General features: G+C 61.1%; 20 protein-coding genes. 16 read left to right on the forward strand and 4 right to left on the reverse strand.

Annotated elements, in window-relative coordinates; translation table 11 throughout:
- Window positions 1-40: 40 nt before the first annotated feature.
- Together AC06G5_RS04500 and AC06G5_RS04505 are read right to left on the reverse strand one after the other, a co-directional pair.
- Complete coding sequence (locus tag AC06G5_RS04500; RefSeq protein ID WP_413703535.1) at window positions 41-532, reverse strand: P-loop NTPase family protein; 492 nt, start codon at window positions 530-532, stop codon at window positions 41-43.
- A 617-nt stretch (window positions 533-1,149) separates the two neighbouring features.
- Window positions 1,150-3,072 carry an alkaline phosphatase D family protein gene (locus tag AC06G5_RS04505; RefSeq protein ID WP_413420931.1) on the reverse strand — a complete coding sequence of 641 codons (1,923 nt, stop codon included), beginning with the start codon at window positions 3,070-3,072 and terminating at the stop codon, window positions 1,150-1,152.
- 255 nt (window positions 3,073-3,327) lie between these two features.
- On the opposite strand from AC06G5_RS04505, the gene AC06G5_RS04510 reads away from it, so the two are divergent.
- The 7 genes from AC06G5_RS04510 to AC06G5_RS04540 all read left to right on the forward strand — a co-directional run bounded on the left by AC06G5_RS04510 (window position 3,328) and on the right by AC06G5_RS04540 (window position 9,723).
- Complete coding sequence (locus AC06G5_RS04510; protein ID WP_413420929.1) at window positions 3,328-4,308, forward strand: quinone oxidoreductase family protein; 981 nt, start codon at window positions 3,328-3,330, stop codon at window positions 4,306-4,308.
- Window positions 4,309-4,321: 13 nt separating this feature from the next.
- Window positions 4,322-5,170, forward strand: a complete 849-nt coding sequence (locus AC06G5_RS04515) for a TauD/TfdA dioxygenase family protein (protein WP_008001204.1) — start codon at window positions 4,322-4,324, stop codon at window positions 5,168-5,170.
- Window positions 5,171-5,258: 88 nt separating this feature from the next.
- Window positions 5,259-6,311, forward strand: a complete 1,053-nt coding sequence (locus AC06G5_RS04520) for a beta-keto acid cleavage family enzyme (RefSeq protein ID WP_413420927.1) — start codon at window positions 5,259-5,261, stop codon at window positions 6,309-6,311.
- A 91-nt stretch (window positions 6,312-6,402) separates the two neighbouring features.
- A complete protein-coding gene (locus AC06G5_RS04525) occupies window positions 6,403-7,734 on the forward strand; it encodes an MFS transporter (RefSeq protein WP_413420925.1) in 1,332 nt (443 codons plus the stop codon).
- The gene (locus tag AC06G5_RS04530; protein ID WP_413703533.1) at window positions 7,731-8,393 is read left to right on the forward strand and encodes a DsbA family oxidoreductase; all 663 of its coding nucleotides are present in this window, start codon (window positions 7,731-7,733) and stop codon (window positions 8,391-8,393) included. Before AC06G5_RS04525 ends, AC06G5_RS04530 begins: the two co-directional genes overlap by 4 nt.
- Window positions 8,390-8,716 (forward strand): Rieske (2Fe-2S) protein, encoded by a 327-nt coding sequence (locus tag AC06G5_RS04535; protein ID WP_413420921.1) that lies wholly within the window; start codon window positions 8,390-8,392, stop codon window positions 8,714-8,716. The genes AC06G5_RS04530 and AC06G5_RS04535 overlap by 4 nt, the downstream gene beginning before the upstream one ends.
- Complete coding sequence (locus AC06G5_RS04540) at window positions 8,713-9,723, forward strand: YeiH family protein (RefSeq protein ID WP_008020215.1); 1,011 nt, start codon at window positions 8,713-8,715, stop codon at window positions 9,721-9,723. The genes AC06G5_RS04535 and AC06G5_RS04540 overlap by 4 nt, the downstream gene beginning before the upstream one ends.
- A 138-nt stretch (window positions 9,724-9,861) precedes the next feature.
- On the opposite strand, the gene AC06G5_RS04545 is transcribed toward AC06G5_RS04540, so the two are convergent.
- The gene (locus AC06G5_RS04545; protein WP_413420918.1) at window positions 9,862-10,896 is read right to left on the reverse strand and encodes an AraC family transcriptional regulator; all 1,035 of its coding nucleotides are present in this window, start codon (window positions 10,894-10,896) and stop codon (window positions 9,862-9,864) included.
- Window positions 10,897-11,252: 356 nt separating this feature from the next.
- Here AC06G5_RS04545 and AC06G5_RS04550 point away from each other — a divergent pair, with 356 nt between their 5' ends.
- From AC06G5_RS04550 to AC06G5_RS04580, 7 genes are all read left to right on the forward strand, one after another.
- A complete protein-coding gene (locus AC06G5_RS04550; protein ID WP_413703532.1) occupies window positions 11,253-11,819 on the forward strand; it encodes an RBBP9/YdeN family alpha/beta hydrolase in 567 nt (188 codons plus the stop codon).
- 124 nt (window positions 11,820-11,943) lie between these two features.
- Complete coding sequence (locus AC06G5_RS04555; protein WP_413420914.1) at window positions 11,944-13,947, forward strand: DUF1302 domain-containing protein; 2,004 nt, start codon at window positions 11,944-11,946, stop codon at window positions 13,945-13,947.
- Between the two features lie 41 nt (window positions 13,948-13,988).
- Complete coding sequence (locus tag AC06G5_RS04560) at window positions 13,989-15,347, forward strand: DUF1329 domain-containing protein (RefSeq protein WP_480459025.1); 1,359 nt, start codon at window positions 13,989-13,991, stop codon at window positions 15,345-15,347.
- A gap of 227 nt (window positions 15,348-15,574) precedes the next feature.
- A complete protein-coding gene (locus tag AC06G5_RS04565) occupies window positions 15,575-16,666 on the forward strand; it encodes a WD40/YVTN/BNR-like repeat-containing protein (RefSeq protein WP_480459026.1) in 1,092 nt (363 codons plus the stop codon).
- 16 nt (window positions 16,667-16,682) lie between these two features.
- Window positions 16,683-19,202 carry an efflux RND transporter permease subunit gene (locus AC06G5_RS04570; protein ID WP_413420909.1) on the forward strand — a complete coding sequence of 840 codons (2,520 nt, stop codon included), beginning with the start codon at window positions 16,683-16,685 and terminating at the stop codon, window positions 19,200-19,202.
- A gap of 6 nt (window positions 19,203-19,208) precedes the next feature.
- Entirely contained in the window at window positions 19,209-20,987 is a 1,779-nt protein-coding gene (locus AC06G5_RS04575; protein ID WP_413703531.1) for an acyl-CoA dehydrogenase C-terminal domain-containing protein, read from the forward strand.
- 24 nt (window positions 20,988-21,011) lie between these two features.
- Window positions 21,012-22,655, forward strand: a complete 1,644-nt coding sequence (locus AC06G5_RS04580; protein WP_480459027.1) for a fatty acid--CoA ligase — start codon at window positions 21,012-21,014, stop codon at window positions 22,653-22,655.
- 284 nt (window positions 22,656-22,939) lie between these two features.
- Here AC06G5_RS04580 and AC06G5_RS04585 read toward each other — a convergent pair whose 3' ends face one another.
- Window positions 22,940-23,737, reverse strand: coding sequence for an acyl-CoA thioesterase (locus tag AC06G5_RS04585; protein WP_480459028.1), 798 nt, complete (start codon window positions 23,735-23,737; stop codon window positions 22,940-22,942).
- A 224-nt stretch (window positions 23,738-23,961) separates the two neighbouring features.
- Between AC06G5_RS04585 and AC06G5_RS04590 the strand changes: the two genes are divergently transcribed.
- Together AC06G5_RS04590 and fabF are read left to right on the forward strand one after the other, a co-directional pair.
- Complete coding sequence (locus AC06G5_RS04590) at window positions 23,962-24,534, forward strand: acyl-homoserine-lactone synthase (RefSeq protein ID WP_413420901.1); 573 nt, start codon at window positions 23,962-23,964, stop codon at window positions 24,532-24,534.
- Between the two features lie 230 nt (window positions 24,535-24,764).
- Window positions 24,765-26,027: a beta-ketoacyl-ACP synthase II gene (gene fabF / locus AC06G5_RS04595; protein WP_480459030.1), complete on the forward strand. Its 1,263-nt coding sequence runs from the start codon at window positions 24,765-24,767 to the stop codon at window positions 26,025-26,027.
- Window positions 26,028-26,479 lie beyond the last annotated feature (452 nt).

Below are 26,479 nucleotides of genomic sequence, written 5' to 3' on the forward strand. Positions count from 1 at the left end.
GCCATCCAACAGGCTTGTGTCCGACCACAGCTCCGAATGCTTACGAGTGACGAACCAGTGCCGTGATTTCCTCCCGACCTTCCAACCGGATTTTCGCACTGCAAAACCCCTCGAACAGTTGCTGATGCGCCGCAAACCCACTGGACTCCTGCCGTTGGCGATAACTGCCCGCCCACTCCAGCAAGGCGATCAGCAACAGGTCCTGTTCATCGCGTCCGGTCTCGCGTTGTCGAATGTTGGCCACGCATTCTTCGTCCCCGATACTCAGCCAGATCAGTGCCGTGGCCCGGTGGATTATTTCGCTGAGGATCCAGCCGTAAACTCCTTCGATCACCCAGCGTTCTTCACTTGCTGCCCTGCGCGCCATTCCCAGTGCTTCATTTCGGGGGCGGGCGATGCTGTGTTCGTCGGACAACCAGTGAATCTGGTCGAGGTCGGTCCAGGGGGTGTGTAGTTGCTCGGCCAGCCGCTGTGCCAGCCAGCTCTTGCCGGAGCCGGAGTTGCCGATGATCAGGGTTCGGGTGAGGTCCATGGGCGACACCGTTCAAATGTGGGGGCGACTTTCTGCAAGCTGACTTGATATTACCGCGGCACCTGATCCAATTGTGGGAGCGGGCTTGCTCGCGAAGGCGGCCTGACAGTCAGCCTGTCTTTTGTTGACGGTGTACATATCCGTTTTTTGGGTAGTGGCGACTTTTGGTTTCGCCCTTACGGCGACTCACTTTTTTTGACAAGCGCCTCAAAAAAAGTAAGCAAAAAAAACGCTCGCCCCGAACGTCCGGCCCCTCGCATGGGCTCGGGGTTCCTTCGCTCCGGCATTCATCCGGGGGCATTGCCCTCCGGTCGGCTGCGCGCGACCTGCATGCAATGGGTTCGACTGCGTCGAACGGCGCTGCGCGCCATTCCCCGGATGAACACCTCCGCTCAGCCGACCGAGGGGGCGGGTGGATCAAGATCAAGAGCGGCAGGCGAGCTAACGCTCGGCCTGTTGAGTGGTGAGAAGCAGTGGGCGTATGCAGGCCCATTGTAGGAGCGAGCTCGCTCGCGATGGACGTCAACGATAACGCGTGCTGCCTGAATTCCCGCGGTGTCCTGGCGTTTTTCGCGAGCAAGCTCGCTCCTACAGTTTTTCGTGGCGTCTTCTCTGCCTCAGTCGTCGACTTGCGGCGCAAGCATCCGGGTTTTCGGTGAGCCGTTCGAGTTGTGTTGGTAGATCGTCTGCGGCTGCCCCAGGTCGTTGAAAAACACCTGGCCGATTCCCGCCGAGTTCCATAGCCGCTCGCCGGCTTCGGCGTGTTCCGGGACGTGCGGGACGATGCGCATGCGTCGACGTTTGGTCAGCCAGTTCAGCGGTGAGCGTGGTGAGTACAGCCAGCGGTTGAGGCGGTCGAACCACTCGAGCAGGGTGGCGGGGAATTCATTCTTGATGCCGCTGCTGGTGATCTGCCAGATGCGCGGCCCGGCTTTGCGGTGGCGGATCAGCACTTCGTAGACGAAGGAGTAGTGCACGTCGCCCGACAGCACTACGTAGTTACCCGGCGTGCGCGAGTGGCGGAAAATGTTCAGGATCACCTGTGCCGCGCCGCGATGGGCCATCCAGTTTTCCGCGTCCACCAGCAGTGGATAACCGCACCAGCTGAATACCCGCTGTACGGTTTCGATCAGTTTGACGCCGAAGATCGGTGCCGGCGAAACGATGATGGCGCTCGGGTGGTCCAGCAGTTCCTGTTGCAGTTCGCTGAGGGCTTCCCAGTCGAGCAAACCGGAAGGCTGCTTGAGGTTCATCTCGCTGCGCCAGCGCCGGGTGCGGGTGTCGATCACCACGATGGCCGGTGTGGTCGGCAGCAGGTAATGCCAGTGCTGAAACTTCAGCAGATCATCGATCAGATCATCCTGGACCGTGCTGTCGAGGTGACGCTCGTGTGCGCCGGTGCTCAAGGCCCCGGCCTTTTCCAGTACGGCACCGAACGCATCCGGATTGTTGCCCCAGCCCTGGCACAACATGTATGCCAGCAGTGCATTGCCGATGATGCGTCGGGAGAACGGGTGGCCGTAGGCCGTTTCCTCCCATTGCGCGGAAAGGTTCCAGTCGTCGGTGATGTCGTGGTCGTCGAAAATCATCAGCGTCGGCAGATGCGCCAGTGCCCGCGCGACGTTGCCCAGGCCTGCCTTGAAGGCATCGATGCGCGTCTGTTCAAGGGCGTAGCGCTTGAGTCGTTCCGGCGTCAGCGTCGGTGCCTGTGGCGTGATCAGGGTCCAGGGCGTGGGCGACCAGACCAGCAAATACATGGCCATGACTTCGGCGAAGGTCACCAAGTGATTGTCGGCGCTGCTGCTGGTGAAAATCGGCTTGCGCACCCCGCCGAAGAAGCGATCGCGCAGGGTTTCGTTGCTTTTCAGCGCAGGAAGCAAATCGGCGCGGTGGTAGTAACTGGCAGCGTGGCCATACAACTCGGCGCTGTCGCTGACCACGGCACCTTCCAGATGTTCGCCGAACAACCCCAACCGCTCGATCAAGGCGTGAATCGCCCGCAACATCGGCCCCGCGACATCGTCGGCGTAGACCTGATCGCCGCTCATCATTAGCAACGCCGGGCGATCCGTGGCTTGGTGTTCCTGCGCGAGCAGGGCGTCGACGCACAGCAAACCGTCGGTCGCCGGGTGATGAGGCTTGCGGCAGGAACCGTGCAGCAGTTGATCAACCCGTGAACGCAGGACGAAGTTGGGGCAACCGGCCTCACCGTACAACAGGTATGGCGCCCAGTCGGCGATGCCTTTTTCCGTGCCGTCGATCAGCAGGTCATAGTCGATCGACTCATCGCAGGGCAGGGCGCAATCGAGGTGCACATCGATCAAATGCACATAGGCATGAGCCCCCACTGCAATCACCGTGCATTGCGTGGCATCGAGACGGATATCGCCCACACCCTGCAAGCGCAAGGTCAGCGCCAGCGCCCGGGAACCCACCAGCCACAGCACCAGCCGCGTGGGCTCAAGACGCCGCAGCAGCGGGCCGGCCAGGACCGGCGGCAGGGCTTGGTGATCATCGGGCAGTGGCAGTGTTTCGGACATCCGGGGTCAAGGCTCTTGGGGCATCGAGGCGGGCGATGATAGCGCAGGTGACGACCGGACAACCCTCCAGCACCGGCCGCCACCGGAAACAAAAAATGACAAGACCCCGGATAGCAAGGAGGGAGCCGCCCCGCCTGTCATCAAATGAAAAGCCATTGTCGTCTGATGAGAAGCGTCTCAAAGGGCCTCGTCCTACAGTCCAATCAGCGCAATTCGATGCAACACGCCCATATTGCAGATTGGAGAATAAGAAAAATGGCCAAAGCCGTACGCTTTTACGAAACCGGTGGTCCCGAAGTTCTACGTTATGAGGACGTCGAAGTCGGCGAGCCCGGTCCCGGCCAGGTTCGGCTTCGTCATGTGGCCGTCGGCCTGAACTATGCCGACACCTATTTCCGTAACGGTACCTATCCGATTCCTATGCCAAACGGCATGGGCGTCGAGGCCTCTGGCGTAGTCCAGGCCGTTGGTGAAGGGGTCACCAACGTCGAGGTCGGTGATCGCGTCACCTACACCGGTTTTCTCAACACCCTCGGCGCCTACAGCACCGAGCGCCTGATCCCGGCCGCGCCGCTGATCAAGCTGCCGGAAACCATCAGCTTCGAGACGGCTGCCGCGATGACCATGCGCGGTTTGACCTCCTCGTACCTGATGCGCCGCATCTACGACTTCAAGGCTGGCGACAGCATCCTGTTGCATGCCGCCGCTGGCGGTGTCGGCCTGATCGTTTCGCAGTGGGCCAAGTTGCTGGGCTTGAACGTGATCGGCACGGTGTCGACCGAGCAAAAGGCCGAAATCGCCCGGGCTCACGGTTGCGACCATACGATCAATTACAGTCATGAAGACGTCGCCGCCCGTGTTCGCGAATTGACCGACGGTGTGGGCGTCAACGTGGTGTTCGACAGCGTTGGCAAGAACACCTTCATGGGTTCGCTGGATTCGTTGAAACCCCGTGGCCTGATGGTCTGCGTGGGTACCGCATCCGGGCCGATCCCGGCGTTCGACCCGGTGATGCTGGCGATGAAAGGTTCGCTGTACCTGACCCGTCCGGCCCTGGCCAACTACATCAGCGACCCGGCCGAAAAAGCCGCGCTGGCTGGCGAGCTGTTCGACCACGTCGGCAGCGGCCGGATCAAGATCGAGATCAACCAGCACTACGCGTTGCAGGACGCCGTGCAGGCCCATCGCGACCTTGAATCACGCAAGACCACTGGCTCGTCGATTTTCGTCATTTAAGGAGCGGCCAGCCATGAAAGTCGAACAATTGACCTGCAGCATTGGCGCCGAACTGATCGGCGTCAATCTGGCCGACGCCGTCCATGACGACGGTCTGTTTGCCGAGATTCGTGCCCAGTTGCTCAAGCACCGCGTGGTGTTCCTGCGTGATCAGGACATCACCCGTGCCGAACACGTGGCCTTCGCCCGTCGCTTTGGCGAGCTGGAGGATCATCCGGTGGCCGGTAGCGATCCGGATCATCCGGGGCTGGTGCGGATCTACAAGAATCCGGACCAGCCGATGGACCGCTATGAAAACGCCTGGCACACCGACGCCACCTGGCGCGAGGCGCCGCCAATGGGTTGCGTGTTGCGCTGCGTGGAATGCCCGCCGGTCGGCGGCGACACCATGTGGGCCAACATGGTCCAGGCCTATGCAAACTTGCCGGAAGACGTAAAGGTCAAGATCGCCGACCTGCGCGCCCGCCACAGTATCGAAGCGAGTTTCGGTGCGGCGATGCCGATCGAAAAGCGCCTGGCGCTCAAGGCGATGTACCCGGACGCCGAACACCCGGTGGTGCGCACCCATCCGGAAACCGGCGAGAAGGTGCTGTTCGTCAACGCCTTCACCACCCATTTCAGTAACTACCACACCCCCGAGCGGGTGCGCTTCGGCCAGGACGCCAACCCCGGCGCCAGCGAATTGTTGCGCTACCTGATCAGCCAGGCGTACATCCCCGAGTATCAGGTGCGCTGGCGCTGGAAGCCCAACAGCATCGCCATCTGGGACAACCGCAGTACCCAGCACTACGCCGTCATGGACTACCCGCCGTGCCATCGCAAGATGGAGCGTGCCGGGATCATCGGCGACAAGACGTTCTGATCGAACGCCACCTGCATTAGCACTCGTTAACACGTCTGCCCGGCACGATCCCGGGTGGACGGGACAATCATAAGAACTGGAGTAGACCATGCAATTCTTCGACGATTCCCTGCACCCGGAAAACATGGAAAAGGTAGTCATCACCGTGGCCCCGTACGGCCCGGAATGGATGCCTGAAGATTTCCCGGAAGACATCCCGCTGACCATGGACGAGCAAGTCCAGAAAGCGGTCGATTGCTATGAAGCCGGCGCCACCGTACTGCACCTGCATGTACGTGAACTGGATGGCAAGGGTTCCAAGCGTCTGTCGAAGTTCAACGAGCTGATCGCCGGTGTGCGTGAAGCGGTGCCGGACATGATCATCCAGGTCGGCGGTTCGATCTCCTTCGCCCCGGAAAGCGATGGTGAAGCCGCCAAGTGGCTGTCCGACGATACCCGCCACATGCTGGCCGAGCTGACGCCAAAACCGGATCAGGTCACCGTGGCGATCAACACCACCCAGATGAACATCATGGAGCTGCTGTATCCGGAGTACCTGAAAGGCACTTCCCTGGACAACCCGTTGATCCATGCCGCCTACAGCGAAATGACCGTGCCAGCCGGCCCGGCCTGGGTCGCCGAGCACCTCAAGCGCCTGATGGACAACGGCATCCAGCCGCACTTCCAGTTGACCGGCATGCATGCCATGGAAACCCTCGAGCGCCTGGTGCGCAGGGGCATCTACAAGGGTCCGCTGAACCTGACCTGGATCGGCATCGGTGGCGGTTTCGACGGCCCGAACCCGTTCAACTTCTTCAACTTCATCCACCGGGCGCCGGACGGTTGCACCCTGACCTCCGAATCGCTGCTCAAGAACGTGATGCCGTTCAACACCATGTCGATGGCCATGGGCATGCACCCGCGTGTGGGCAACGAAGACACTATCATTGATCACAAGGGCGATCGCTTCGGCTCGGTTGCGCAGATCCAGCAAACCGTGCGCATTGCCCACGAACTGGGGCGTGAAATCGCTACCGGCAAGGAAGCTCGCGAGATCTACCGCATTGGCGTGCAGTACGAAACCATCGAGGAAACGCTGCTGGCCAACGGCATGGCCCCCAACCGCAAGGCCGGGCAGAAAGGCGTGCCGCAACGCGGCTGACCGATCAGGTGCGCGAGAGGCCGTGACCTCCCGCGCACCGAACTGCAACACGCTTGATAAAAAAAATAAAACGAAGCTTTGAGGAGGCTGCATGGCCTTTCACCCAATCGCCGCCGGCGATGACGACACAGATAGTGTCGGCGTTGCGCGCCAATATGCCTGGATCGTCTTTGCACTGACGTTCGGCCTGTTGATTTCCGATTACATGTCGCGTCAGGTACTGAACGCGGTATTCCCGTTGCTCAAGGGCGAGTGGGCACTGAGCGACGGTCAGCTCGGACTGCTCAGCGGCATCGTTGCGCTGATGGTGGGCCTGCTGACATTCCCCCTGTCGTTGATGGCTGACCGCTTCGGCCGGGTCAAGAGCCTGGCGCTGATGGCAATGCTCTGGAGTCTGGCGACTCTGGGCTGCGCGCTGGCGCAGGACTACCAGCAGATGTTCATCGCGCGATTCATGGTCGGCGTCGGTGAAGCGGCCTACGGCAGCGTGGGCATCGCCGTGGTGATTTCGGTGTTCCCCAAACACATGCGCGCCACCCTGGCCAGTGCCTTCATGGCCGGCGGGATGTTCGGCTCGGTATTGGGCATGGCCCTGGGCGGTGCCATTGCGGCCAAGCTGGGCTGGCGCTGGTCGTTCGCCGGCATGTCGCTGTTTGGCCTGGTACTGGCGCTGCTCTATCCGCTGATCGTCAAGGAAGCACGCATCGCTCCGCAGCGTGCCGCTCAAGTGGCGAACAAGGCAGCGGTTGTGGTCAAGCGGCCGTTGCGCACGCTGTGGTCAAGCCGTTCGGTAGTGGCGACCTATGTCGCCAGCGGTTTGCAGTTGTTCGTTGGCGGTACGGTGATGGTGTGGATTCCCAGCTACCTCAACCGCTACTACGACATGCCCACCGACAAGGCCGGCGGCATGGCGGCGATCATCGTTTTGTGCAGCGGTACGGGAATGATTCTGTGCGGCATGCTCAGCGATCGCCTGTGTCGTCACTCGCCGGAGCGCAAGGTCAGCCTGGCCATCGGATTTTGCCTGGGCAGTTGCCTGCTGTTGTCGGCGGCGTTTGCCTTGCAGGCAGGGCCGTTGCAACTGCTGCTGATCTGCCTGGGCATGCTGATTGCCACCGGTACCACCGGCCCGTGCGGCGCGATGGTTGCCAACCTGACCCATTACTCGGTGCACGGTACGGCGTTCGCCACGCTGACCCTGGCCAACAACATGCTGGGGCTGGCACCGGGGCCGTTCATCACCGGCCGGGTGTCCGACCTGATCGGTCTGCATGCCGCGTTTCAACTGGTGCCACTGGTCAGCCTCGCGGCGGCAGCGGTGTTCTTTTATGCCAAGTGTCATTACCACAGAGATATTGCCCGCCTTCAGGGTCAGCGCGTGCCTGACCCCGTCAGTGAAGCCGGGTTAGAGGTGAAGTTGTGAGTCGTCGTTTACGTATTGATGTGTTTTTCGATTTTATCTGCCCCTGGTGCCTGATCGGCAAACGCCAACTGGAGCATGCGCAGGTACAGTTTCGTAGTCGCCACCCGGATGTGCAGATCACCACGGTGTGGCATGGCGTGCAGTTGTTGCCTCAGTTGCCGGTTCAAGGTGAGCCCTTCGCCGATTTCTATCGCAAGCGCCTGGGCAACGCTGACGCCGTGACCATGCGCCAGGCCCAGGTACAGCAGGCTGCCGGGGCGGTCGGACTGACCATCGACCTCAGCCGCATCGAGACGATGCCCAACACCGCAGACGCTCACCGTCTGTTCGAACGAGTCAGCATGACGGGCAATGCCAGCCAGCGTGAGATGTTGCTCGAACGATTGTTCGCCGCGTATTTCCTGAGACGCGAAAACCTCGGTTGCCGTGAGACCTTGCTCGACATTGCCCGCTCCTGTGGCGTCGATGCGGACGCGGTGCTCGATTGCCTGAAGGGCGACGCCACGCCATTTGAAGGATCCCCCGATGCGACCAGTGGCGTGCCGAGCTTCCAGTTCGACCGCCGCATGACGGTGATCGGTGCCCAGCCTGCCCAGGCGCTGCTCGGGGCCATGAACGAAGCCCTCAAGGCCAGTGATCTCGAGCGGCAACCGGCATGACCCGGCGTATTCCGGTACCGGCCGGCAAACACCCGCAGGCCGGTGGCCGGGCGCTGTTCGAATTCGAAGACAAAAGCCTGGCGTTGTTCAACGTCGACGGGCAGTTGTTTGCCATCGACGACAGTTGCCCGCACCAGGGCGCCTCGCTGTGTGGCGGGCGTCTTGAGGGGCGGGTGATCCAGTGTTGTGCCCATGGCCTGCGCTTCGATTTGCACAGCGGCTACCTGCTTAATTCCAAAGCCGTAAAAGTCACGAACTACCCGGTCGAGATCATCGACGACCAGGCGTTCATCGTCATCGTTCCCGAGGAGGCCGCGCCATGAGCGCCATTGCTCTCACCCGTATCCACAGTCGCACGCGCGAACTGGCACCGGGGTTTATCGTCAGCCTGATCGTGGCCGCTGCCGCATCGTTTTTGTCCGAGCACTACGGTGCACCGGTCATGCTGTTCGCCTTGCTGCTGGGCATGGCCCTGAATTTTCTCGCCGATGACGGCCCCTGCAAGGCCGGTATCGAATTCACCGCCCGCACGGTGCTGCGCATTGGCGTGGCGCTGCTGGGCATGCGCATCACCCTGGAGCAAATGGCGGCGCTGGGCTGGAAGCCGATAGCGCTGGTGGTGATCCTGGTGGTGGTGACCATCAGTGTCTCGGTGGTCGCGGCCAAGGCCCTTGGTTTCCAGCGCCTGTTCGGCATGCTGACCGGTGGAGCAACGGCCATCTGCGGCGCCTCGGCGGCACTGGCGCTGGCGGCGGCGCTGCCGAACCATCCGCAGAAAGAACGCGCCACATTGTTCACGGTGATTGGCGTCTCGGCGCTGTCCACGCTGGCGATGATCGTCTACCCGATGATCGCCAACTGGCTGCAGTTGTCGCCGCAGGTGGCGGGGGTGTTCCTCGGCGCCACGATCCACGACGTGGCCCAGGTGGTTGGCGCCGGCTACAGCATGTCGACCGAGACCGGCGACACGGCCACGGTGGTCAAGCTGATGCGCGTTGCCATGCTGCTGCCGGTGATCGTCACCGCGGCGATGATCACCCGCATGCAAGGCGCCGACACGACCGGCAAGCGCCCGCCGCTGTTGCCGTGGTTCGCCGTTGGTTTTCTGATCCTTGCGTGCATCAACAGCACCGGATGGGTGGCGCCTGCGGTGCAAGGATCGGTCAACGAACTGTCGCGCTGGTGCCTGGTGATTTCCATCAGCGCCCTGGGCATGAAGACCCGGCTCAAGGAACTGGCGGCGGTCGGGATCAAGCCGATCCTGCTGATGGTCGGGGAGACAGTGTTCCTGGTGGTGCTGGTGCTCTTGCTGCTGCGCTGGGGGCTCTGAGCGCGTCACCACCCATGGTTTTATGGCAGGGCCGCACGGTATTGACTCCTCATGCCGTGGGGCTCCCGACCGGTGTCACAAACACCGGTTCTTCGCGGCGACTGTACCAGCAGTCGCCGTTTTTTTTGCCCGGTCGACTCAGAGCTCTTTCGGACCTGCGACAGGTTTTGCGCTCGATTGCCTTTGCGCCCGCCAAGTCGCCGGCGGCATCCCGAACTGACTGATAAACCAGCGGGTAAACGAGCTCGCCATCGAGTAGCCGAGCATGTCGGCAATGCGGCTGAGCGAGTAGTTCGGGTTGTCCAGGTAACGCAGCACCAGGTCACGGCGCACGTCGTTGATCACGTCGTTGAAGGCGCAGCCATCGTCCTTGAGGCGGCGTTGCAGGGTGCGTACGTTCATGCCCTGGCTCTGGGCAACCTGCTCGATGGTGGCGCGCCCCATGGGCAGCAGCAGGTAGATGGCCTTGCGCACCTCGAACAGCATCGAGGCACCTTCGTGGTTCTGCAGCGAGTCGAGGTAGCTCTGGGCGTAGCGGGCCATGGCCGGGTCGGCGTTGGGGTTGGTGGTGTCGAGGCTGATGTCGGGGCAGACGATGCCGTTGAACTCGCTGCCGAACTCCAGGTTGCAGCCGAACAGCCGGCGATGCAGGTGCAGGTTCTCCGGCGGCTGGTGCATGAAGTTGACGCTGTAGGGGTGCCAGTGCGAGCCGAGCAGGGCCGAGCACAGCCGGAACATCACGCCGATGGCCAGCTCCGTGGCCTGACGGCTGGGCATCGGCGTTTCGGTGACCACCTCTTCGCGAATGATCACCATCTTGCCGGCCTCTTCAATGAAGATGGCCAGCGAATCGTTCATCAGGTGCCGGTAATTGACCACGACCTGCAAGGCATCGCGCAGGGTGCGCTGGTGGCTGAGTAGCAGGCTGACCACGCCGAAGTCCGAGAGCTGGCGCGACTCGGCCATGCTCAGGCCGAAGGTCTGGCAACCGCTGGCGGCGGCGGAATCTTCCAGCAGGCGCACCGCGGCATCGATGGGGATGCGGGTTTCAGGCGCTTGCAATTGGGCTCTGCTCAGGCCCACGCCTGCCATGACATCCCGCGGGTTGAAACCCAGGTACTGGGTGACCTCCAGGTAGTTGGTCAAGACGGCGGCGCGGACAAGCTTGGGCATGCGAAGGTCTTCCCTGGGCCGATGGCGATTGGCGTGAGCGTGGCGACTATATCCAGCGTATCAACAGTTGAACAGTTGTCATGTCGTTGATGGTTTTCATGCTGGCCGGTCACGCACACTCTGTGTTGGTTGATGCAATCGTCCCTCATCCGTTGATTACAGTGACCTTGCGCCAACCTGCGGGTTTTTTCGACCAGCGGTCGCACTGTCCTGCTGTCCGACAATTTGTCATCAAAAGAAAAGTGCCTGACGTCCAATGTAAAGCGCTTCGGGTGGTCGCTCTTTAATGTCGACACTACAAAAAGCCCCTGGCGAAAACAGCCAGTCGAGTTATCGAGAAAGCGAAGGTGTTGACCGTGGACAAACTGCAAACTGCCGCCACCATTCTGATCGTTCCGGGTCTGCGTGAGCATGTGGCCGAACATTGGCAAACGTTGCTTGCAGCCAGGCTGGGCAAGGTGCGCAGTGTCCCGCCGTTGGAGACCGACAAGCTCGATTGCATGGCCCGTGTGCGGGCGATTCAGCACGAGCTCGAACAAATCGACGGCCCCGTGATTCTGGTCGCCCACAGCGCCGGCGTGCTGATGGTCGCGCACTGGGCGGCGCATTACAGCCGTCCGATCAAGGGCGCCTTGCTGGCCGCGCCACCGGACCTCGATGCGGTCTGGCCGGCAAACTATCCATCTTCCGAAACCCTGCGTAGCCAGGGCTGGAATCCTCTGCCCCAAGGCCCGCTGCCATTTCGCAGCATCGTGGCCGGCAGCACCAACGATCACCTCGCCAGCCTTCCAGCGGTCACCCGCATGGCAGAAGGCTGGGGCGCCGAATTGCTCAATCTGGGCGATGTCGGCCATCTCAATCCGGCCGCAGGATTTGGCCATTGGCAGCAAGCCGAGGCACTGATTCTGGAGCTGGACCGCTAGTACAAGGAGCTGGACTGGCAGTACGCCGACCGGCATTTGCCCTCATACCTTAAACGCAATCCCAAAGCGGATTGCGCGGGGGCGGCTGCGCTTAAAACAAATACAAAAAGGCGGAGACAACGCAATGCACAACAATAAGAGTCACGGCTTCACCGCAGCACGCTATACCTTGCTGGCTTCTGCCATTCTGGCCGTCATCGCTCCTGCTGCCCATGGGGTCGAGATCGATCTGGGCAATCCGGACTGGACCGCGCGCCTGGATAACACCGTCAAGTACAACTACGGCGTGCGCACCGAAAGTGCAGACAAGCGCATGCTGGGAACGCCGAACAACAACGACGGCGACTACAACTTCCGCAAGGCCGGTACCAACATCACCAACCGTATCGACCTGTTGACCGAAATGGATGTGGTCTACAAGAACGCCATGGGCTTTCGCGTCAGCGCCGCCAGCTGGTACGACAAGGCCTATGACAACACCGGCTCCAACTCCAACCCGTTCGTCAACGGCAATGGATCGACGTCGGGCCTGATCGCCAACGATCCGCGCCTGGCAGCGGTCACCCATGACAACGTCGGCAATGGCAGCCCGCACCTGAGCAACTATGCCCAGCGCTACTACAGCGGTCCTTCGGGCGAAATCCTCGATGCCTTCGTGTTCTACAGCACCGAAGTGGGCGAGGAGTCGATGTTCAGCGCCAAGGCCGGCCAGCACAACGTGTTCTGGGGCGAGACCATTCTCAACCCGGTGCACTCGGTCAGCTACGGCCAGTCCGGCCTCGACCTGGCCAAGCTTGCCGCGTCGCCGGGTACCGAAGCCAAGGAACTGTTCGTCCCGCGCAACCAGTTGTCGATGACGTTCACCGTCAATCCGGAGTTGACCGTGGGTGCCCAGTACTTCCTCGATTGGGACGCCGCGCGTCTGCCCGAAGCCGGTACTTACTACGGTGGTTCCGATTTGATCGGCTACGGTGCGCAGTCGTTCCTGCTCGGCAACACCAACGCCAAGGTGCCTGGCAGTCCGCTGGGTTGTGGCCTGGCGCCGTGCAACGCGTTGACCAACGTGCGTCGCGGACATGACCTGACACCGGGCAGCAGCGGCGACTGGGGCATCATGGCCAAGTGGTCGCCGGCCTGGCTGGATGGCACCCTCGGCGTCTACTACCGCGAGACTTCGGAAATCCTGCCGCAAGCCTGGCTGGATGCCAGGGGCATTACCTCGGCCAACCCCAACGGCACCCGGCCGGCAGGGCAAGTGCCTGCGGTGGTCAACACCCTCAACTCGCTGGACACCGCGACGTATCAACTGGCCTATGCCGACAACATCAAGATCTTTGGCCTGAGCCTGTCCAAGGACGTGGGCGGGATCAGCGTCGGTTCGGACCTGAACATCCGTCACAACATGCCGCTGGCCAGTATTCCGGCGATCGTCAGCACCACCAGCCCGCTGGGCCTGGGCAAGGGCCTCGGCCTGTTGCCGGCGCGTACCGATGCCACGGGCGTGATCTACGACACCCCGAGCCGCGGCGACAGCATGAGCGCCACCGGCGACACCTTGCACTGGACGCTCAACGGCCTGGTGACCCTGCCGAAAACCCCGGTGTTCGATCAGGCAACTGTGCTTGCCGAGCTGTACTACAGCAACCTGCTCAAGCTCGATAGCAAGAACGAGGCGCTCTACAAAGGCAAGGACACCTATCGCGGCATCGATGCGCCGACCCGGGACAACTGGGGCATCGCGGTCAACTTCACACCGACCTGGTACCAGGTGTTCCCCGGTGTCGACCTCAACGCGCCGATGTCGGTCAACGTCGGTATCGCCGGCGTGTCGCCGGTCTCCGGTGGCGGTGCCAAGGACACCGGCAACTATGCCGTGGGCGTCGGTGCCGTTGTTTACAACAAATACTTTGTCGACCTGAAGTACGTGGACTCCTTCGGCAAAACCGAAAAGTGCAACGTCAGCGGTGTAAGTACCGGCCCGAACGGCGGTGACGGCTCCACTCCCAACGCCTTTAGCGGCAACGAAAACTACGCCTGTTTCGCCGGAGGCTACTCGTCCTTCTCCGGAGGTGGTGCCACGACTGAGGACCGTGGCGCGGTGTACCTGACGATGAAAACAACCTTTTGATGCACCACTGATTTGCTCAATGCAAGCAGGAGAATAACAAGATGAAATTCGCACAAACCGTGTTGGCCGCTTCGCTGGCCATGGTCCTTGCCGCCCAGGCACAGGCCGCTGTTTCAACCCAGGAAGCTGCCAAACTGGGCACCAGCCTGACCCTGGTGGGCGCTGAAAAAGCCGGGAACGCCGATGGTTCCATCCCTGCCTACAGCGGTGGCCTGACTACGCCGCCGGCCAGTTTCAAATCCGGTGACAGCATGCGCCCGGATCCGTTTGCCAGCGAGAAACCGTTGCTGGTGATCGACGGCAAGAACGTCGATCAGTACAAGGGCCTGCTCAGCGCAACCACCGCTGAACTGGCCAAGCGCTTCCCGACCTTCCATGTCGATGTTTACCCGACTCACCGTACCGTTTCGCTGCCCCAGGCCGTTCTGGACAACGGCGTGAAGAACGCCATCGGTGCCAAGTCCCTGGAAGGTGGCCTGGCCATCGACAACGTCCTGCCGGGCGTGCCGTTCCCGATTCCGCAGTCGGGCAACGAAGCGATGTGGAACTTCCTGTTGCGCTACCAAGGCGTCAGCATCAGCTCCAAGTACGATTCCTGGAACGTCGACTCCGCCGGCGTGCCGAGCCTGGCCACCACCGGGCAAGCGAACATCTCTTACCCGATCTATGAAAACCTGTCGCAGCCGATCAGCAGCGCCGACGTGTACTACCAGATGAAGCTGGCGTACACCGGCCCTGCGCGCCGGGCCGGCGAAGCGGTGATGCTCAAGGACGCCGCCAACCCGTTGCAGCAGCCACGTCGCGCCTGGCAATACCTGCCGGGCCAGCGTCGGGTGAAACTGGCGCCGAACCTGGCGTACGACACGCCAAACCCTGGCACCGCCGGTGCGGGCACCTACGATGACGTGTTCGTGTTCAACGGTGCGCTGGACCGCTACGACTGGAAGCTGGTGGGCAAGCAGGAAATGATCGTGCCCTACAACACCTACAAGCTGACCTACGTCCAGGATCCAAAGTCGCTGACCACCGCCAACCACCTGGCACCGGACTTCGTGCGCTGGGAAAAACACCGTGTCTGGGTCGTCGAAGGCAACCTCAAGGCCGGTGCCCGTCACATCTACGCCAAGCGCCGCTTCTACCTCGACGAAGACAGCTGGACCGCTCTGGCCTCGGATCAATATGACGCCCGTGGCCAGCTCTATCGCGGCTCCTTCGCCTTCCTGAGCCAGAGCTACGACAAGCAGGTGCCGGACTCCACGCCTTTCATGATCTACGACCTGGTGGGTGGTTCGTACAACATCAACGGCGTAGTCGGTCCGTATGGCGGCATCAAGTACATCGAGCCGCTCTCCAAGGCGCAGTGGTCGTCGGAATCCCTGGCCGGCGCCGGTATTCGCTAAGCCAACCGCGTTGTAGGAGCGAGCTTGCTCGCGATGGACGTTAACGATTGCGCGTGTTTTCTGGATGCCCGCGTCGCCCTCAGGTCCATCGCGAGCGAGCTCGCTCCTACAACGGCATTGCCTGCACGGTCCACGGCTCGCGAGGCGGTGGCGCCGGGCGGACGCCAGGTTTGAACGTCAGGCACACGGATGTGTGTCCCGGCGCGGTTTTCCGAAGAGGACGCAGTATGTGTTCGTATAAAAATAATATGTTGCAGCTGGCGTTTGGCGTTGTGCTCTGCCTGTCGCAGGGCATCACCCACGCGGCCGAATACGTCGATGTGCTGGACCTGCCCGCCAGGGTCAGCGCCTTGGCGATCAACAGCCCGTTGTCCGGCATGGCCCGCGCCGGTGGGCGCGTGATCGCCGTCGGCCAGCGTGGCCATATTCTGCTTTCCGATGACGCCGGCCGGCATTGGCAGCAGGCCGCCGTGCCGGTCAGCGCCGATCTGACCGCGGTGAATTTTCCGACCACCACCCAAGGCTGGGCGGTGGGTAATGACGGCGTGGTGCTGCACAGCAGCGACGCCGGTGCGACCTGGCAAAAGCAGCTCGACGGTCGCCAGATCGGCGTCTTGCTGGTCAAGCATTACACGGCGCTTGCCAGCGCCGAACCGGGCAATGAGCAATGGCCCCAGTTGGCTATGGAAGGCCAACGACTAGCCGAACAGGGCGCGGACAAACCGCTACTCGACGTCTGGTTCGCCAACGAAAAACTGGGGTACGTGGTGGGTGTGTTCAACCTGATTTTGCGCACCGAGGACGGTGGCCAGACCTGGGCCCCGTTCCAGGATCGCACCGACAACCCGCAGGGCTTTCACCTCAACGCCATCGCCTCCACCGGCGACGGTTTGTACATCGCCGGCGAGCAGGGCCTGTTGCTCAAATGGGATGACAACAGCCAACGCTTCGCTGCCGTGCCGACGCCGTATCAAGGCAGCTTCTTCGGCGTGCTCGGCAAGCCCGGCGAAGTGCTGGTCTACGGCCTGCGCGGCAACGTGCTGCGCAGCACCGACGGCGGCCAGAGCTGGACCGCGCTGGACACCGGCCTGCACGTCAGCATCACCGCGGGCCTGATCGATGCCCGTGGCAATTATCGCTTGTTCACCCAGGGCGGGCAGATGCTGGTCAGCCAGGGGACGGGCGCGCAGTTGCATCTGGTGCAACAGCTGGCACCGACGCCGGTTGCCGGCGCCACCCAGTCCGCCGATGGCGCCTTGGTGCTGGCCGGCAGCCGTGGTACCCGCACGCTATCCGCCGACCCAGCCCTAGAACCCTAAGAGCGAGAACCCAGACATGGGCAATATCAAACAAGACGCCATGCCGGTGATCCGCGATGTGCGTGATTTCGATCGTCGCTCCGGCAACCTGCTGGAACGGCTGGTGTTCAACTATCGCCCGCTGTTCATGCTGCTGATGGCGCTGGCCACGGTGGTGCTGGGCTACATGGCGGTGACGCGCCTGGAGCTGCGCCCCAGCTTCGAAAAGATGATTCCGCAGAGCCAGCCGTACATCCAGAACTTCCTGGAAAACCGCCAGTCGCTGCGCGGGTTGGGCAACTCGGTACGGGTGGTGGTCGAGAACACCAAGGGCGATATCTTCGACCCCGGTTACCTGGACGTGCTCAAGCAGGTCAACGACCAGTTGTTCCTCACCGAAGGCGTCGACCGCGCCTGGATGAAGTCGCTGTGGAGCCCGGCGGTGCGCTGGACCGAAGTCACCGAGGACGGTTTCCAGGGTGGACCGGTGATGCCCGATACCTATTCGGGGCAGCCTGAACAAATCGAGCAATTGCGTCAGAACATCTCCCGCGCTGGCGTCGTCGGCAGCCTGGTGGCCAGTGATTTCAAATCGAGCATGCTGGTCGTGCCATTGCTGGACAAAGCCGCGGCCGGCGGACAGCGCATCAATTACCACGCGTTCTCGCAGATGCTCGAAGAGCAGTTGCGCGACAAGATCGAATACGCCGGCGACAGCGCTGCGCGTAAATCCGGGGTAGAAGGCACCGGTCAGTACAAGGTGCGGGTGATCGGCTTCGCCAAATTGATGGGCGACCTGATCGACGGCCTGATTCAGGTGATGATGTTCTTCGGTCTGGCGGTCGTCACTTCGCTGGTGATCATCTACGCCTACACCCGTTGCGTGCGCAGCACCCTGCTGGTGGTCGGCTGCTCGCTGATCGCGGTGGTCTGGCAACTGGGCATCGTCGCCTGGCTCGGTTACGCCATTGATCCGTACTCGGTGCTGGTGCCGTTCCTGATCTTCGCCATCGGCGTGTCCCACGCCGCGCAGAAGATGAACGGCATCATGCAGGACATCGCCCGTGGCACCCACAAGCTGATCGCCGCGCGCTACACCTTCCGCCGTCTGTTCATTGCCGGCGTCACCGCGTTGCTGGCCGATGCCGTGGGCTTTGCGGTGCTGATGCTGATCGATATCCCGGTGATCCAGGATCTGGCGATCACCGCCAGCATCGGCGTCGCGGTGCTGATCTTCACCTCGCTGCTGCTGATGCCGGTGGCGCTGTCCTATGTCGGCGTCGGTGCCAAGGCCGCCGAGCGTGCGCTGAAGATCGACACCCGTGCAGAAAAGCACAAAGGCTTCGGCAAGCTCTGGGATCTGCTCGATCGCTTCACCACCGCCAAGTGGGCCACGGGCGCGGTGCTGGTCGCGGTGTTGATGGGTGTCGGCGGTTACGTGGTCAGCCTCAACCTGAAGATCGGCGACCTCGAAAGCGGCGCACCGGAGCTGCGCGCCGACTCGCGCTACAACCGCGACAATGCCTACATCACCCAGCATTACGCACTGTCCAGCGACCTGTTCGCGGTGATGATCAAGACCGCGCCGGAAGGCTGCCTGAACTACAAGACTCTGGTGCTCGCCGATCGCCTGGCGTGGGAGCTGCAACAGCACCCGGGCGTGCAGGCCACGGCTTCGCTGGTCAACGCGGTGCGCCAGATCACTGCCGGCACCTACGAAGGCAACCCCAAGCTCAACAGCATCCAGCGCAACCAGGACGTGCTGAACTACGCCGCGCAGCAAGCCTCGGTGAACTCGCCGGAGCTGTTCAACACCGAGTGCTCGCTGATGCCGGTGATCGCCTTCCTCAAGGATCACAAGGCTGAAACCCTGGACGCTGTGGTGGCGATTGCCGACAAGTTCGCCAGGGAAAACAGCAGCGACGATCGCCAGTTCCTGCTTGCCGCCGGCAGTGCCGGGATCGAGGCGGCGACCAACATCGTCGTGCGCGAAGCCAACCACACCATGCTGCTGTACGTGTATGCGGCGGTGACGCTGTTCTGCCTGATCACCTTTCGCAGCTGGCGCGCCACGCTGGTGGCGCTGTTGCCGCTGGTGCTGACGTCGATTCTCTGCGAAGCCTTGATGGTGGCCATGGGCATCGGCGTGAAGGTCGCGACCCTGCCGGTGATCGCGCTCGGCGTGGGCATCGGCGTGGACTACGCCTTGTATCTGCTCAGCGTACAACTGCACTTCCAGCGCCAGGGCCTGCCGCTGTCCCAGGCCTACCGCAACGCCGTGTCGTTTACCGGCCGGGTGGTCGGGCTGGTGGGCATCACCCTCGCGGCCGGCGTGGTGTGCTGGGTCTGGTCGCCGATCAAGTTCCAGGCCGACATGGGCATCCTGCTGACCTTCATGTTCCTGTGGAACATGCTCGGTGCGCTGATCCTGATTCCGGCCCTGTCCTGGTTCCTGCTGCGCGAACGGGCACCGCAGCCCGGTTCCGTGGCGGCCGTCGAAAACCCTGAATCCACTGAACGTCCCGGCATGCCTCTTGCCGTGACCACTTCCGAGTAAACCAAGATGTCTGATTACAAAGCTCCCCTGCGCGACATGCGCTTCGTACTCAACGAGGTTTTCCAGGTGTCCCGGCTGTGGGCCAAATTGCCTGGCCTGGCCGATGTGATCGATGAAGAAACCGCCGCCGCCATCCTCGAAGAGGCCGGCAAGATCAGCGGCGAAGTGATCGCGCCCTTGAACCGCGCCACCGACGAACAGGGCTGCACCTGGAGCAATGGCTCGGTCACCGCGCCGGACGGCTTTGCCCAGGCCTATCAGGCCTTCGCCGAGGGCGGTTGGGTCGGGGTTGGCGGTGATCCGCAGTACGGTGGCATGGGCATGCCCAAGGCCATTTCCGCGCAGGTCGAAGAGATGGTCAACTCGGCCAGCCTGTCGTTCGGCCTGTACCCGATGCTGACCGCCGGCGCGTGCCTGTCGATCAAGGCTCACGCCAGCGAAGAACTCAAGCAACGCTATCTGCCGAACATGTACGCCGGCACCTGGACCGGTTCGATGTGCCTGACCGAAGCCCACGCCGGCACCGACCTGGGCCTGATTCGCACCCGCGCCGAGCCACAGGCCGACGGTAGCTATAAGGTCACTGGCAGCAAGATTTTCATCACCGGCGGCGACCACGACCTGACCGAGAACATCATCCATCTGGTACTGGCGCGCCTGCCGGATGCACCGGCCGGCCCCAAAGGCATCTCGCTGTTCCTGGTACCCAAGGTGCTGGTCAACGCCGACGGTTCGCTGGGTGAAAACAATGCGCTGTCTTGCGGCTCCATCGAACACAAGATGGGCATCAAGGCCTCCGCCACCTGCGTGATGAACTTCGATGGCGCCACCGGCTGGATCGTCGACGCACCGAACAAAGGCCTGGCGGCGATGTTCACCATGATGAACTACGAGCGACTGGGCGTGGGCATCCAGGGTCTGGCGCAGGGTGAGCGTTCGTACCAGAACGCCGTCGCCTACGCCCGCGACCGTCTGCAAAGCCGTGCGCCGACCGGTGCGCAATTCAAGGACAAGGCCGCCGACCCGATCATCGTGCATCCGGACGTGCGCCGCATGTTGTTGACCATGAAAGCCTTGAACGAAGGTGGCCGTGCGTTCTCCAGCTACGTCGCGTTGCAACTGGACACGGCCAAGTACAGCGAAGACGAAGTCACTCGCAATCGCGCGCAAGAATTGGTGGCACTGCTGACCCCGGTGGCCAAGGCATTCCTTACCGACATGGGTCTGGAAACCACCTTGCACGGTCAGATGATCTTCGGCGGCCACGGCTACATCCGCGAGTGGGGCCAGGAGCAACTGGTGCGCGACGTGCGCATCACCCAGATCTACGAAGGCACCAACGGCATCCAGTCCCTGGACCTGGCCGGGCGCAAGATCGTCGGTAGCGGCGGGGCGCTCTACCGCCTGTTCGCTTCGGAGATCCGCAACTTTACTGCCAATGCCTGCGCTGACCTTGGCGAGTTCACCAAACCATTGAACGCCGCCGTGGACACCCTCGACGAACTCACCGCGTGGCTGCTGGACCGCGCCCAGAACAACCCGAATGAAATCGGCGCGGCCTCGGTCGAGTACCTGCACGTGTTTGGCTACACCGCGTATGCCTACATGTGGGCGCGCATGGCCAAGGCCGTCCTGAGTTCGGACGTCGAGGATGATTTCCATACCAGCAAACTGGCCACCGCGCGTTTCTACTTTGCCCGGTTGCTGCCACGTATCCACTCGTTGAGCGCATCGGCCAAGGCTGGCAGCGAGTGCCTCTATGAGTTGCAGGCTGATCAGTTCTGATCGAAAGGACAAGGAACCTTAATCATGATGGCGACAAAAATAATCCCGCCCGCCGACGGCGCTTATGCCTATCCCTTGCTGATCAAGCAATTGCTGCTGTCCGGCGTGCGCTACCAGCCGGGCCGGGAAATCGTTTACGCCGACAAGCTGCGCTACAGCTACCAGACACTCAACCAGCGCATCCGCCGCCTGGCCAATGCGCTGACCGCAGCCGGGGTCAAGGCCGGTGACACGGTGGCCCTGCTCGACTGGGACAGCCACCGTTACCTGGAATGCTTCTTCGCCGTGCCGATGATCGGCGCGGTGCTGCACACGGTGAACATTCGGCTGTCGCCGGAGCAGGTGCTGTTCACCATGAACCACGCCGAGGATGACCTGGTGCTGGTGCATGATGACTTCCTGCCGCTGGTCGAACAAATCCACGGGCGACTGGAAACCGTTAAAGGCTACCTGCAACTCACCGACGACGAGGCGACCACGACCTCGCTGCCGGTGCTGGGCGAATACGAGCATCTGCTGTCCCTGGCTCCGGACCAGTATGACTTCCCCGACTTCGACGAGAACTCGGTTGCCACGCTGTTCTACACCACCGGCACCACTGGCGATCCGAAAGGCGTGTACTTCAGCCATCGCCAACTGGTCCTGCACACCCTGAACGCCGTCGGCACCTTGGGCGCCTATCAGGGCCAGCCGCTGCTGCGTTCCGATGATGTGTACATGCCCATCACGCCGATGTTCCACGTGCATGCGTGGGGCGTGCCGTATGTCGCGACCCTGATGGGCATCAAGCAGGTGTATCCGGGCCGCTACGAACCGAACAGCCTGGTCCGGCTCTACCGCGAAGAGAAGGTGACCTTCTCCCACTGCGTGCCGACCATCCTGCAGATGATCCTCAACTGCGAGGAAGGCAAGGCGACCCGTTTCGACGGCTGGAAAATGCTCCTCGGCGGCAGCGCGCTGACCCTCGGCATCGCCAGCGAAGCCAGTGGCAAAGGCATGGTGGTGCACGCCGGCTACGGCATGTCCGAGACCTGCCCGTTGCTGTGCCTGACTTACCTGCGCGACGAAGACCTGCAGCTATCCGCCGAAGCCCAACTGCCGACCCGCATCAAGACCGGCACGCCGGTGCCGATGGTCGACCTGAAGATCATTGACGCCGACGGCAATGACGTGGCCCACGACGGCGAGTCCCTGGGGGAGATCGTGGTGCGCGCGCCGTGGCTGACCCAGGGCTACCTGAAAGCCCCGGACAAAGGCGCGGAGCTGTGGCACAACGGCTGGCTGCACACCGGTGACATGGCCTCGATCGACAAGCTCGGCGGCGTGGAAATCAAGGACCGCATCAAGGACGTGATCAAGACCGGTGGCGAGTGGATCAGCTCCCTGGAACTGGAAAGCCTGATCAGCGAACACCCGGGCGTCATGTCCGTCGCCGTGGTGGGTATCGTCGATGAGCAATGGGGCGAACGGCCCATGGCGATGGTCGTCAGCGAGCCGGGGCACTTCCTCGACCGCAAGATTCTGGAGACTCACCTGCAAGCCTTCGTCGACGGCGGCCGCATCAACAAATGGGCGATCCCCAAGCAGTTCAAGTTCGTCGCCGAAATCCCCAAGACCAGCGTCGGCAAGATCAACAAGAAACTGATTCGCGAAAGCGAAGCCAACTGACCACTACATCCGGGGGCGCGGCATCGTCGAGGGATTGAGTTGCTGCGAAGGAATCAGCCTGCTACTGCCCTCGGTGGCAGGCGGACGTTGCGCGGCGTTTGCGCCCTCATCTATTGCATAATCGTGGCAAGACGAACCGCTGATTGCCATGACCACGGCGACCGGATGGGGGTGCGGCGGTGTGGGTTCACTTTCCTGCTGCCGAAAAAAAGGTCTCGCCAAGCGAGACCTTTCTTGATTCGGGGACAGGAGAAAAACGTTAAATAAATGATGGTCACACAAGGCTAGCCGAACACCACCACTGACTGCCGGCTGAGTGCCAACAGTTTTCCATCGGGTGTATGCAGGGTGGTCGAACAGGCACTGTAACCTTCAAGCGCATAATCGGTTGAGGCGTGCATGACGCACCAGGCATTGGCTGGCAGATTGATCAGCGGTTGTGGGAACTCCACGCTCCAGGTCAGCGAGCTGCCCTGAGCCAAGGCACGGTGCTGGGAGAATACCGCTGGCGGCCAGGCATCAAGCATCGCCAGTAGCTGTGTTTCACTCAACGTTGCGTCGAGGGGGGCGTCCTTCAATCGTATCCACCCTCCCGTCGACCGTGATGACGCGCCGGTAAACGGCATTCCGCCGTAGCCCCAGCGGATGTCGAAATGCTGTAAGTAGCGCGGTGCCACATCAGGCAGCAAGGGCAAGGGCTCGCACGACTCCAGGGCTGGCACCCCTGGCATTGGCTCAGCCGACAACGTCAACGCAGAAGACCTGGCGGAACCAAAGCAAGTCTGCACGGAGGTGACGGTCTGTTCCGACTGCACGACCCGGCAATGCAGTTGAGTCACTGCACTGCCTTCGCGAAGCACTTCGGTTTCGAAGAACAGCGGTTTGTCTACCGCTACGGGGCCGATGAATGTCAACGAAAGTGACCGTAGCGAACGATCCCGAGGAACGAACTGGCGCATTGCTTCGTGCGCAAGCGCCACGACGACACCACCGAAAGCAGCACGACCTTGGCTCCAACTCGCGGGAATCATCAGAGGACGATGGGGTAGACGACTTGCGTCGATTAGCGCTGAGAAGTTCATGATTCGCTCACTGTCAGTCTTTGGGGATCCAATGGTAAGTTGCCCGGCACTTGTTCGCGACTGACATAATAGATAGTTGTGTATGTAAGACGATCAAGAAAAGTTGTCGGAAGCCTGTGAATTAGCTAGTTGTCGTTGCAGTAGCTATTGGTGATTTAACACAATTGATAGTTATCATTAATGCTAAATGGCCAAATAATATTAGCTCTGAATAGGAGGTAATAATGGCTATCGCAATTGGTTCCCGTATCGAACTTGATAACGAGCGACTTGAACAAATGCACAGGCTGCGTGCCGAAGTTTTCAAGGAGCGTAAACGTTGGGATGTTTCGATCATCGCCGGCATGGAAATCGATGGTTATGATGCGCTGAACCCCTATTATCTGATCCTGGAGGATGAGCCTGGCTCTGAACGTTTGTTCGGATGTTGGCGAATCTTGCCGACCACTGGTCCCTATATGCTCAAGGACACTTTTCCGGCGTTGCTGTACGGTGCCGAAGCCCCTCATTCAGAGCGTATATGGGAATTGAGCCGTTTCGCTATCTTGCCGCGGGAAAAGTCCCCTCAATGTCTGTCGCTTGATTCAATTCTGGCAATCAAGGCCTTGATTCATTTTGCCATTGAACGGGGCGTCGATCAGTTTGTAACTGTGACCACACTTGGTGTGGAAAAACTGCTCAGGCGAAAGGGGCTCGATATCAGCCGTTTTGGCCCGGCCATGCGCATTGGTGTCGAGAATGCTATTGCGCTGCGTATAGAACTTAATGACACCACTCGTGCATCCCTGGCCATGTGAACAAAACAACGGTGGGCACTCGAAAAAGGTTAGCGAATTGATAGTTTTACGGTGAAAGTCCGTGTCTGGACCATGATCGACTATCAGTTCTGATAGTCGATTTGCTCACAGGTTGACCTGCCGCAGGTGCCTCTATCAAATGTTCTATTTGGTTTCAGCCTCCACGACCACCGGTTCAATGGACGGAAGATTCACTGCTTGCCAAATATCGAAACAGAGGAATCAACGCGATGACAAAACGAATTGTAATTACTGGAATGGGGGCGGTGTCCCCGTTGGGTGTTGGCGTTGAACACAGCTGGAAGCGTCTGTTAGAGGGCAAGTCTGGCGTGCGCAAGATCGAGCGAATAGGCGATCTGCCGGTTGAAATTGCGGGCACTGTCCCGGACATCGGTGCCGACCCTGAAGCCGGTTTCGATGCCGGCGTCTTCGTGAATCCCAAAGAAGCCCGACGCATGGATCGTTTCATCATTTTTGCCCTGGCCGCCGCCAGCGAGGCGATCCGGCAATCAGGCTGGGCTCCGTCAACGGATGAAGAAAAGGCACGCACAGCAACCGTCATTGCTTCGGGCATTGGGGGGTTGAACTACATTCGTGATGCAGTGAATTCGATCAACGAAAGTGGCGTGCGCCGTGTTTCGCCTTTTACCGTCCCCGGTTTTCTGGTGAACATGGCATCCGGTCAGGTTTCGATCAAATACGGTTTCAGAGGGCCGCTGGGAGCACCTGCAACGGCCTGCGCCGCCGGCGTGCAAGCAATTGGCGATGCAGTGCGAATGATCCAGAACGATGAAGCTGATATTGCCATTTGTGGTGGCAGCGAGGCGTGCATCAATGAGGTCAGCATTGGTGGGTTCGTCGCGGCCAAGGCAATGGCGACCAGCTTCAACGATCGCCCGGAAGAGGCCTCCCGTCCTTTCGATGCGGATCGTGACGGCTTCATTATTGCGGAGGGCGCCGGGTTGATGGTCATCGAAACCCTGGAACATGCTTTGGCTCGCGGTGCCAAACCTATCGCCGAGATTGTCGGTTATGGCACCAGCGCTGACGCCTATCACGTTACGGCGTCTCCTGAGGACGGCGCGGGCGCTCAGCGATGCATGCGGGGCGCCTTGAAGAAAGCAGGTGTTGAACCGGGCGCAGTGAAGTACATCAACGCGCATTCCACTTCGACGATGGTCGGTGACAAAGGCGAACTGGCGGCAGTCAAGGCAGTGTTTGGCCCGAAGAACGTCGCAGTGTCTTCTACCAAGTCATCTACCGGACATCTACTGGGTGCGGCAGGAGGCCTGGCAAGCATTTTTACGGCCATGTCGCTGGTTAACCAAGTGGTGCCATTCAACCTCAACTGCCACCGACCTGATGAAGACGCGCGGGATGTCGACCTGGTGCTTGGTGAACCGCGCGCCATAGAGATGGATTACGCACTGTGCAACGGCTTCGGCTTTGGTGGGGTCAACGCCAGTTTACTGCTTAAGGCGTGGCGCGACTGACACCTGCCACATCGTTCGTGTTTACCTTCGGTCCTGTCGCTTGAGCGACAGGCAGGGTGGCATCGAACTGTTCTGACTGTCATTGCCGGGTTCGCTCGGCAGTGGCCTGCTGAGACAGCGTAGAACTGCGATCCGTCGCCTGGCTTGTTCAAGCCGCTTTCCGTCATGCCTGCCCGGCCTTCCTCCAGAAAGCAGGGGCTCCCGGCCTCGGCATCCAATGGTTTGCTCCACAGATTCAGCGAACACATTGTTCAGCCTGGATCAGCACCCATCCGCGTTATTACATCCCCGATCAACTCATGCACCTGAACACTCACTGAGCTCATTCGTCGAATCAGGTATGACAACGGCGACCCGCTTGTTATGCGTGGGTGCGACAGTGACTACTGCGGGTCATTTCTATTTGTTGTGCTTGATTAAATAATTCAAGCGATGGTGTGGTGTTGTTGTTC

It is taken from the genome of Pseudomonas sp. WT-JTC (genome assembly GCF_056711565.1).

Excerpts from the sequence above, each read along its gene's own strand:
- AC06G5_RS04500 (WP_413703535.1), bottom strand. The coding sequence starts at position 532 with ATGGACCTCACCCGAACCCTGATCATCGGCAACTCCGGCTCCGGCAAG.
- AC06G5_RS04505 (WP_413420931.1), bottom strand. The coding sequence starts at position 3,072 with ATGTCCGAAACACTGCCACTGCCCGATGATCACCAAGCCCTGCCGCCG.
- AC06G5_RS04510 (WP_413420929.1), top strand. The coding sequence starts at position 3,328 with ATGGCCAAAGCCGTACGCTTTTACGAAACCGGTGGTCCCGAAGTTCTA.
- AC06G5_RS04515 (WP_008001204.1), top strand. The coding sequence starts at position 4,322 with ATGAAAGTCGAACAATTGACCTGCAGCATTGGCGCCGAACTGATCGGC.
- AC06G5_RS04520 (WP_413420927.1), top strand. The coding sequence starts at position 5,259 with ATGCAATTCTTCGACGATTCCCTGCACCCGGAAAACATGGAAAAGGTA.
- AC06G5_RS04525 (WP_413420925.1), top strand. The coding sequence starts at position 6,403 with ATGGCCTTTCACCCAATCGCCGCCGGCGATGACGACACAGATAGTGTC.
- AC06G5_RS04535 (WP_413420921.1), top strand. The coding sequence starts at position 8,390 with ATGACCCGGCGTATTCCGGTACCGGCCGGCAAACACCCGCAGGCCGGT.
- AC06G5_RS04540 (WP_008020215.1), top strand. The coding sequence starts at position 8,713 with ATGAGCGCCATTGCTCTCACCCGTATCCACAGTCGCACGCGCGAACTG.
- AC06G5_RS04545 (WP_413420918.1), bottom strand. The coding sequence starts at position 10,896 with ATGCCCAAGCTTGTCCGCGCCGCCGTCTTGACCAACTACCTGGAGGTC.
- AC06G5_RS04555 (WP_413420914.1), top strand. The coding sequence starts at position 11,944 with ATGCACAACAATAAGAGTCACGGCTTCACCGCAGCACGCTATACCTTG.
- AC06G5_RS04560 (WP_480459025.1), top strand. The coding sequence starts at position 13,989 with ATGAAATTCGCACAAACCGTGTTGGCCGCTTCGCTGGCCATGGTCCTT.
- AC06G5_RS04565 (WP_480459026.1), top strand. The coding sequence starts at position 15,575 with ATGTGTTCGTATAAAAATAATATGTTGCAGCTGGCGTTTGGCGTTGTG.
- AC06G5_RS04570 (WP_413420909.1), top strand. The coding sequence starts at position 16,683 with ATGGGCAATATCAAACAAGACGCCATGCCGGTGATCCGCGATGTGCGT.
- AC06G5_RS04575 (WP_413703531.1), top strand. The coding sequence starts at position 19,209 with ATGTCTGATTACAAAGCTCCCCTGCGCGACATGCGCTTCGTACTCAAC.
- AC06G5_RS04580 (WP_480459027.1), top strand. The coding sequence starts at position 21,012 with ATGATGGCGACAAAAATAATCCCGCCCGCCGACGGCGCTTATGCCTAT.
- AC06G5_RS04585 (WP_480459028.1), bottom strand. The coding sequence starts at position 23,737 with ATGAACTTCTCAGCGCTAATCGACGCAAGTCGTCTACCCCATCGTCCT.
- AC06G5_RS04590 (WP_413420901.1), top strand. The coding sequence starts at position 23,962 with ATGGCTATCGCAATTGGTTCCCGTATCGAACTTGATAACGAGCGACTT.
- fabF (WP_480459030.1), top strand. The coding sequence starts at position 24,765 with ATGACAAAACGAATTGTAATTACTGGAATGGGGGCGGTGTCCCCGTTG.